Source organism: Candidatus Nebulibacter yamunensis, from assembly GCF_024208055.1.
GTDB lineage: Bacteria > Pseudomonadota > Gammaproteobacteria > Francisellales > Francisellaceae > Caedibacter > Caedibacter lacustris.
Genome location: NZ_JAMBMW010000034.1, coordinates 1 through 7,807 on the forward strand (window position 1 = coordinate 1; position 7,807 = coordinate 7,807).

Here is a 7,807-nt window from a genome sequence, read left to right on the forward strand (position 1 = left end):
TAATGTGGGTCGAGAAATTTATAAAGTCATTTAATGTGGGTCAGAAAATATTTATAGAGTCAATTAATGTGGTCCCACTTTGAGCGATAAAAGCGGGTCGGGGTGATTATGAAAGCGAGCCGCTACATATAAGGTTATTTAGATGCCACTAGAAAAACTCTCGTTTTTCTGACACTTTAGGCGCACCGGATAAAATCATTTAATGTGGGTCGAAAAATATTTATAGAGTCAATTAATATGGTCCCACTTTGAGCGATAAAAGCGGGTCGGGGTGATTATAAAAGCGAGCCGCTACAGGTACTGATCGTTTTTAAATTTAAATTTTCAATAATACTAATACAATTAAAACAACTCGCCCTGAGCCTCAGGCGACTTTTGTTTATATTCATTCACATAGCGATAATAGGTGTTACGTGCAATTCCTTGATCTTTAAGAATTTGAGCCACTGATGTCGTATCATTTTTTTTAAGCTTTGTAATAATGTCATAAGCATAAGCACATTTTCTTTTGTTTTCTAATGCCATTCCTGGCTGTCGTCCGCACTTAACACCACGGTTTTTAGCAGCCTCAATTCCATCTTTGACACGCATGCTTAAAATGTCGCGCTCAAGTTGCCCTAATGCCGTTGTCACCGTGAAGAAGAACTCACCCATTGGTGTGGTAGTATCAATTTGATCTTTGATAGAAACAAACTTAATTTGTTTAGACTTAAAATGATCTGATAGTGCAATCATGTGTTTGGTTGATCTACTGATGCGATCCAATTTATAAACAACCAGCGTATCGTCTTTTCGTAAGGTGTCGAGCAGTTTTTTAAAAGCAGGGCGCTCCAGTGAGGTACCGCTTTTCTTTTCTGTGATAATTTCGTCACAGTGATATTTGTTGAGAGCTTCAATTTGCATATCAAGATTTTGATCTTGAGTTGACACTCGTGCATATCCATAAATCATAATTAAAACACTTATGCTCCATAAAATATATAAAAATTGATTATGGCACAAAAATTAAAATGGAACAACTTTATAGGAAAATTTAATGCACTTAAAATTGACGCATATATTTAGATCAAGTGCTGATAACAAAAGAATTTTATGCAGACATTTAACGAGTCACACAAAGTTGCACGTTGGCTGTGGATGTATGCTCCCACCAAACTATAGTTTAATGGGAAAAACAGATGGTCGCCGATTGACATATATCGTATATCGATCTAGAATTCATAAAAACATCAAGTGATATCGAGCTTTGATTAAGAATTTTAATAGTAAGTTGGCTGAAGATGTGTTTAATGGAGTATCTACTAGATACTCTAGAAAGCTTCCAACAAATCTACATTCACTTGCTGTTAGAAAATTGGATCAGCTAAATGCTGTCACTAAGATAGAAGACTTGAATGTGCCGCCAAATAATAAATTGGAAAAACTAAAGGGTAAGTTATCAGATTATTGGTCAATACGGATTAATAATCAGTATCGCATTATATTCAAGTGGGTTCAGAATAGTGCAGTAGACGTTGATATTGTTGATTACCATTGAGGAGGATAAAATGAGACTTCCAACCACAAGACAACCAACCCATGCCGGTGAAATTCTGTTGAAAGATTTTTTGGAGCCAATGGGGATAACGCAGTCAAAATTTGCAAAGCATTTAGGGTGGACATATGCAAGGGTTAACGAAATTGTAAATGGCAAGCGAGGAATTACTGCTGATACTGCTTTAGCATTTGCTGAAGCTTTTAATATGGAAGCTGAATTTTGGTTAAACCTACAATTAGCTTATGACCTGTGGAATGCCAAACAGAAACATACACCTATTGACCCTATCGCAGCTTAAAGGTGTAGCTGCTGTTAGGCTTGCCCCTTTGATATTGATTTCAAAGTGCCAACTAAAACAAATACCAACATAAATCTGACATGTATACTGATGTTACCTGACATCAATATTTGCAAAAGTATCCAAATTAGGATACAATTATACTTATATCAGTTACTGTGCTTTAGTTAGATGAATATAAACAAAGTTATAATTGACAGGAAAGTGGCAAAATCACTAAGAAAAATACCAAGGCATATAATTGATAAGCTAAATACGTGGGTTTTGATGGTTGAGCAATATGGTGTTATAGAGGTTAGAAAAATAAGCTCATACCATGATGAACTGTTAAAAGGTGACCGAACTGGACAGCGGTCAATTCGTTTAAACAAAGCGTACCGAGCTTTTTATGTTGAACATGAAAACGGCAGAATTGAAGTTAGCTATCTTGAGATAATAGAGGTAAACAAACATGAATATTAGTAAAAACAGATTAAGTGCAGCTCAGGCTATATCTGAAATAACGGGGCATCTATATTTTGGTGATATGGTAAAGTCGTTACGGATGTGTGAAAATGTTTCTCAGGCTGAAATGGCTCGCTCTATTGGTATCAGTCGACAATACCTATGCAATATTGAAAGTGGCGAGCGTAAGGCGGATGTTGAGCTTGCTTTAAAGTTTGCTGAGTATCTAAAACATCCTAAAGAGTTCTTTATTTCTCGTCTTTTGGAAGATCAACTATATACTGCGGGCTTAGATTATACGATAACCTTAAAGGCGAGCTAGAGCTACTTGCACCACTCCATCCAACTGAGCATTCTCAGATTGGTTGCTTCTGATGTGATACCATCGTCTTTTGCAAATTCGTCCAAAACGTCAATTACAAACTCACCAAAATCATCATCTTTCCTGATTTCTTTGTTAAGGTGGTTAAATCTTACTTCAAAGTAACAGCGATAATTTCCATATTCGATGTAGCCATAACCAATCCAGCCTATGTGACGTTTAGGCGTATATTTTTTATTACGCTTTTTCTTATGTTTTACTGCCATGCTTAACGGCTATTTATTATTGTTGTTGCATTTCTACTATTAAGAAGTGGGTAAGTCAAACTAAAATCATGAATCAATTTAAGGTGGCTACATAATGACCTTGATTGTGACATTGTCAAAGTGATTCAAACTATTGTCATTATTTTGACAATTATAGGATTATAGAACTATAGATTTATAAGGCATTTATCTTTATTGTCACAATTGTCAAACTGTCACAGAGGTTTTGAATAGCGTTGGGTGAAAGATGATCTTTGTGCGCTTAGCATCAGGCGTTGAAATAAGATAATGTGACTTTTCAAGTAGCTTAATAGCTTTATCTCGTCTACCTTTGTCACGGACAGGTGTGACACGTAAAATCTCGCGTGAAGTCGTTTCAACAATATTCTTTGATATGATAGCATCAAGTATTAATTTAGCGTCATGCTCCACCTGTGTCAGCTTAGTTTCTCCAAAGATGCGTTTAGCTTCGTTTAAATGCCATTCAATAATCTGATAGGCGGACTCAATATGCTCAACAGATATTTCAGTACCCTGCTTGCCTGTAAATAAGTGGAATAGGGCAGCTAGTCTTGCAATATTCTCACTGGCTTTAGATGCTAAATCATGAATTGATTGCCAGTGATATTCGTTGGCGATAGCTGTTTCAATATAATTAAAGTATTTCACCCATGCCTCTTTAGCTATTTTGCTAAAGGTAAGCGTTGGAATATATCCAAAACCGTATTTATCAACTGGTTGGGTGTTGCTTAGACAGGTTTTAATACGCCTGTGAAACTTATCAAGATCGGGCTATGTGGAAGAAGTGACTACTCTTGGTTTTGATATTATCATTTGTGGCTAACGACATTTATAATGATTCACTTCCATTCGTCTTTCTAACTCATACCTCGCCAGTTTTAACACTGACTTTACTTATCGCTCACAACAATTACTCTTAATAATAGCCACATAAGTTGGTTTGAAATCGGCTTCTGGCAGCCGATTTCGGATGGATCTATCACCATCTTTACCACAGCTTTGCTAGGGCACAGGTCACTTCTTCCACATAGCCTGTGAATGGGGGAGGAGTATATGAATGACAAAGTAAAACACTACCTGACTTTAAATCCAATTACTCTAAATTAGTAAGTCAAACTTGTCATAAATACATATTGATACAAATTACATATACTGTCCAACCTGCTATCAATGTTATCAATAGTATAAATAATGTAGAAGATGGAGATAAAAAATGAAGCTTAAGAATCAGTTAATACCTTTATATGCAGTTTTGTTTTTTCCAGTTTCACTGTTCTGTTTAGAAATTGATAACACTCATGCGGTTTACATTTCTAATCAGTTAATGAATAAAGATCAAAATAAAAATTACACATATCCTGAAGGCACTTTGGTTGATGAGGACATAGCTATTAATGGGGAGATAGAATGGTCAAGTGATAAAAATTTAATTATTCAAACTAGAAGAAATATAAATTTAAAATCAGGGGGAAAAATTATTAGTAAAGGACATGGTTCTGTTATTTTAAGAGCAGGTATTGAACCTGATTATGGCGATTACGAAAAACAAAAAACGTCTGAAAAATATTTAAGTCATGTTTCATTTGACGAAAAACATCAAGTAATTCTATCAAATGATCTAGCGGAAAATTTTGTTGAAATTTACTACAATCCAATAAGTTCTACGGAAAATAATAACCATAAATATTATAATTCATACGATTTTAGACAACATATTGTTCCTAATAAGAAGTTACGATCGTATATGCTTGTCAATGATATTTATGACCTTCAAGCGATCGCTGGTTATTTGAATGGCGCATACGCTTTAAGTCAAAATATTGATGCTTCAGAAACTAAAAATTGGACAGATGAAGACAATCAAAAAAGAGGGTTTTTCCCAATTAAAGGAGTTAATAATAAAGCTCCATTTTCAGGAACATTTAATGGTAATGGTTATCAAATAGAAGGTATCTTTATTAATCGACCTAATGATGTTAACGTTGGAATTTTTGGAGATGTATCGGGGTTAAATTTTTATAAAGCTAAAATATATGATGTCCTTGTTAAAAAGGCTGATATTACTGGATCAAAATGTGTTGGGGGCTTAATTGGTCAAGCAACTGGGCTTAAATTGTTTAGAGTAGAAGTAACAAACAGTAAGATAAAACAAACAAACGATAGTAATGGTCAAACTAGTGCTGACATTGCTGGGTGCGTTTTTAATAATACTCACGAAGATTTATCAGTAGACCAAGGAAAAACCGCAATAGCTTCTTGTGAAGAATGTAATGAGGAGTAATTTTAATATGTTTTCGATCATATTTTCCTTTCTAAACCTTGTTGGAACAATCTTAATATTATGTTTGTCATCTATTTCTTTTGGAAAAGACAGAATCCAAATGCCTAATTACTTTGATCAAGCAACATGGGATTTGATAGATAGAATTAACAATAATCTTGATCCTGATAAGAATAGATTTTCAACTGTAGTAGATGGTGGTCCAATTAGTTTTATAGGTATTTTAGAAAATAAAAAATTTAATAACAAAAAACTTGATAAAATAAAAATAGAACAGACTAGTATTCTAGATGATAAACATGGCGTATCTGTAGCTGGTTTAATAGCAGGAGATTTGTTAAAATTAGAATGTAAGGTTAATGAGAAATTTTGTTTAAATAGAGAAATATATGTTTCTGGTATTTCTAGAAAATCACAAATTCTAGGCATACCATTTCATAACAATAACACAATTAACGAAGATAATTTGGATTTGCTGATACAGGGAATTAAACATTTAGAAAAGCTTAATCAAAAATCTAAAATGTCTAAAAACATTGATAGAGATATGCCAGTAAGGTTTATTTTTAACTTCTCGGTTGGTACAAAAGAACTTACTGAAAGCTATGTTAAATATTTAAGAGATAAAGAACAAGTTTACAAAGGCGAATTTTATGATCTATATTTAGATCTTATTAAAAATAAAGCTCAACCCATATTAAGTAAGTATAAAATAAAACAAGAAGACTGGAATTCTTTTCAAAATGATATAAGTAAAAAAATAAGCACCTTCCTAGAAGAGGTAAACGATAATTACAAATCTCTTTTAAATGAGTTTATTAAAGATAATAGATTAATCTTTATTGCTGTAGGAAATGAAGGAAAAGATATTACACCTCAAGGAGAAGGACTTACAACAAGAAGAATTTCTCCTCAAAGTTTTGATTCTGTTGTAAGGGTCGCTGCGAGTTGTGGTGACAAAATTTGTGAGTTCAGCAACTATAATAGTAGTATAGTTGATATTGCGGCACCTGGTGAAAATATTGCTGTTATGTCCTATGAAGAAAAAGATGGTCGCAAGCAAGCTATTGCAACTTATCAAAATGGAACTTCTTTTAGCTCTCCTATTACAGCAGGAATATCGTCTTTAATGTTGGCATGCAATCCCGCACTTTCAATACCAAACCTAAAGCAATTATTACTAGATTCAGCAAATTCAAATGATACATTTAAAAATTATATTAAAAATGGCAAAATTCTTAATGCTAAAGAAGCATTACATAGAGCTTGTATTAGCCGTATGCCAAAAAATATTAAAAAACCATCATCTCATCAAAAGGAAAATAATAGTCACTATAAAGAGGATTTATAGAGGATGCCAGTAATTACCGGTGAGTTTCAAACCTTTAATACTTTAGAGGCTTCAGTGAAATAGATCTCTTGTTTCGTTAGCAGTAAATGTAAGCATATTTCTCCTTCAATATGAAAATGTATAAGTTTAGACTTGACCTGACAGTTGCCTATTTTTCAAATTTGTCTGAGTTTTTTGAAACTGGTACTTTGGATACCTTAACGCTCTCCCCAACAATCTTAGGGACAGCAGATTTAGCCAGCAGTATGTCGCCTTTTGCGAGCCCTCCGCTTAACCTGTGTAAAGTTTATATCCGGATTAATTACTACGCGTACGTTTTCGTTCCATTGGACTGCAAACCCCTAATTGCCCTTAATCGCCATCAATTAAGTTCACAAAATGATCAATAACATTTGGTAGAGCAGCAAAGCGTTTAAGCGTTATTTGCTTAAGCGAGCCTGTTGCTCGACAAAGCGCATCATAGTCATTTAGTGATATTGCCCGCTCAAGTTTTTTTATTTCCGCTAACTGGTCTTTATACCAGTCATCAATCCATTCATTTGCGGCAGCTTTTTTTGATTCTATTTTCTTAGCGCGGTTTAGTCTTTGATTTATTGATCGGTGTGTAGCCATTAGTCACCTATTATATCATTTCTTTCAGGGCACTAACCGAGATTAATTTTTGTACATCTCCACCAATCCAAACACAGCCATCTTCTTTTAAGTATTCCGCGCCTGATGGGGTTGTCCATTAGCTTGCTTATAAGCCTCGTCTACTTGCTCTTTTACTTTTTTGATGTGCTGGAGCGCGTTGATACGTATTGATTTTGCCCAGTCTATTTGCTTAGGGGACCCGCTTAATTTGACTAGAGTTGCATTTATAGCCTCTATTTTGTCTTGTTTTTCTTTTTCTTTGCAGTCTGAGCAAATTTGCTCTGCTAACCATGCTGCTTTGCGCTCCCTCTCGTTACGCACATTTGTACCGATGATATTATGCTCTACATTATGTCCGCATGTGTGTGTCACTGTATAGTTAGCCATTTTTATCTCCTTTATGCCTGCCACGATGATTTTATTAACTTGGTAGAAGGGTGGTTGCACTTATGAAGTGTGTCGAGTTGTTGTGTGCTGAAAAATATCGACAACGATATTGTGGTTATGAAGTATGATTGACTTTACAGTAGAGTTCTTTCCAAACCTCAATTAGTCAATTCAAAGTTGTAAATTCCCGTTATTAAATTAAATCGAAGTCCAAACCTTTTTCGTCTATTCCGATATTTGTCGGCAATAATTTTAAAACGTTTTAAC

Annotated in this window: 10 protein-coding genes and 2 pseudogenes; 6 read left to right on the forward strand and 6 right to left on the reverse strand. The window is 34.4% G+C overall.

Annotation, left to right across the window (positions count from 1 at the left end):
• Positions 1-342: 342 nt before the first annotated feature.
• The gene (locus tag M1V25_RS09920; protein WP_498843176.1) at positions 343-951 is read right to left on the reverse strand and encodes a recombinase family protein; all 609 of its coding nucleotides are present in this window, start codon (positions 949-951) and stop codon (positions 343-345) included.
• Positions 952-1,246: 295 nt separating this feature from the next.
• On the opposite strand from M1V25_RS09920, the gene M1V25_RS09925 reads away from it, so the two are divergent.
• The 4 genes from M1V25_RS09925 (at position 1,247) to M1V25_RS09940 (ending at position 2,601) form a co-directional block, all read left to right on the forward strand.
• Positions 1,247-1,537 (forward strand): type II toxin-antitoxin system RelE/ParE family toxin, encoded by a 291-nt coding sequence (locus M1V25_RS09925; protein WP_498843177.1) that lies wholly within the window; start codon positions 1,247-1,249, stop codon positions 1,535-1,537.
• Positions 1,538-1,547: 10 nt separating this feature from the next.
• Entirely contained in the window at positions 1,548-1,835 is a 288-nt protein-coding gene (locus M1V25_RS09930; protein ID WP_119344406.1) for a HigA family addiction module antitoxin, read from the forward strand.
• A gap of 204 nt (positions 1,836-2,039) precedes the next feature.
• A complete protein-coding gene (locus M1V25_RS09935) occupies positions 2,040-2,297 on the forward strand; it encodes a hypothetical protein (RefSeq protein WP_498843178.1) in 258 nt (85 codons plus the stop codon).
• Positions 2,287-2,601 (forward strand): helix-turn-helix transcriptional regulator, encoded by a 315-nt coding sequence (locus M1V25_RS09940; RefSeq protein WP_498843179.1) that lies wholly within the window; start codon positions 2,287-2,289, stop codon positions 2,599-2,601. The genes M1V25_RS09935 and M1V25_RS09940 overlap by 11 nt, the downstream gene beginning before the upstream one ends.
• Positions 2,602-2,603: 2 nt before the next feature.
• Here M1V25_RS09940 and M1V25_RS09945 read toward each other — a convergent pair whose 3' ends face one another.
• Together M1V25_RS09945 and M1V25_RS09950 are read right to left on the reverse strand one after the other, a co-directional pair.
• Positions 2,604-2,867 carry a hypothetical protein gene (locus M1V25_RS09945; protein WP_498843180.1) on the reverse strand — a complete coding sequence of 88 codons (264 nt, stop codon included), beginning with the start codon at positions 2,865-2,867 and terminating at the stop codon, positions 2,604-2,606.
• A 207-nt stretch (positions 2,868-3,074) separates the two neighbouring features.
• Positions 3,075-3,638 (reverse strand): annotated as a pseudogene (locus tag M1V25_RS09950) (DUF3987 domain-containing protein); the annotation flags it as partial.
• Positions 3,639-4,101: 463 nt separating this feature from the next.
• Here M1V25_RS09950 and M1V25_RS09955 point away from each other — a divergent pair.
• Both M1V25_RS09955 and M1V25_RS09960 read left to right on the forward strand, forming a co-directional pair.
• On the forward strand, positions 4,102-5,169 hold the full coding sequence (locus M1V25_RS09955; protein ID WP_498843181.1) for a hypothetical protein: 1,068 nt from the start codon (positions 4,102-4,104) through the stop codon (positions 5,167-5,169).
• A gap of 7 nt (positions 5,170-5,176) precedes the next feature.
• Positions 5,177-6,520, forward strand: a complete 1,344-nt coding sequence (locus tag M1V25_RS09960; RefSeq protein ID WP_498843182.1) for a S8 family serine peptidase — start codon at positions 5,177-5,179, stop codon at positions 6,518-6,520.
• A 351-nt stretch (positions 6,521-6,871) separates the two neighbouring features.
• On the opposite strand, the gene M1V25_RS09965 is transcribed toward M1V25_RS09960, so the two are convergent.
• The 3 genes and pseudogenes from M1V25_RS09965 to M1V25_RS09975 all read right to left on the reverse strand — a co-directional run.
• Complete coding sequence (locus M1V25_RS09965; protein WP_498843183.1) at positions 6,872-7,132, reverse strand: hypothetical protein; 261 nt, start codon at positions 7,130-7,132, stop codon at positions 6,872-6,874.
• Positions 7,133-7,219: 87 nt separating this feature from the next.
• Positions 7,220-7,540, reverse strand: a complete 321-nt coding sequence (locus M1V25_RS09970; RefSeq protein ID WP_498843184.1) for a hypothetical protein — start codon at positions 7,538-7,540, stop codon at positions 7,220-7,222.
• 158 nt (positions 7,541-7,698) lie between these two features.
• A pseudogene (locus M1V25_RS09975) lies at positions 7,699-7,807 on the reverse strand (IS5/IS1182 family transposase); the annotation flags it as partial.

Coding starts and splice junctions, on each gene's coding strand:
- M1V25_RS09955 (WP_498843181.1), top strand. CDS start 4,102: ATGAAGCTTAAGAATCAGTTAATACCTTTATATGCAGTTTTGTTTTTT.
- M1V25_RS09945 (WP_498843180.1), bottom strand. CDS start 2,867: ATGGCAGTAAAACATAAGAAAAAGCGTAATAAAAAATATACGCCTAAA.
- M1V25_RS09930 (WP_119344406.1), top strand. CDS start 1,548: ATGAGACTTCCAACCACAAGACAACCAACCCATGCCGGTGAAATTCTG.
- M1V25_RS09920 (WP_498843176.1), bottom strand. CDS start 951: ATGATTTATGGATATGCACGAGTGTCAACTCAAGATCAAAATCTTGAT.
- M1V25_RS09970 (WP_498843184.1), bottom strand. CDS start 7,540: ATGGCTAACTATACAGTGACACACACATGCGGACATAATGTAGAGCAT.
- M1V25_RS09965 (WP_498843183.1), bottom strand. CDS start 7,132: ATGGCTACACACCGATCAATAAATCAAAGACTAAACCGCGCTAAGAAA.
- M1V25_RS09940 (WP_498843179.1), top strand. CDS start 2,287: ATGAATATTAGTAAAAACAGATTAAGTGCAGCTCAGGCTATATCTGAA.
- M1V25_RS09960 (WP_498843182.1), top strand. CDS start 5,177: ATGTTTTCGATCATATTTTCCTTTCTAAACCTTGTTGGAACAATCTTA.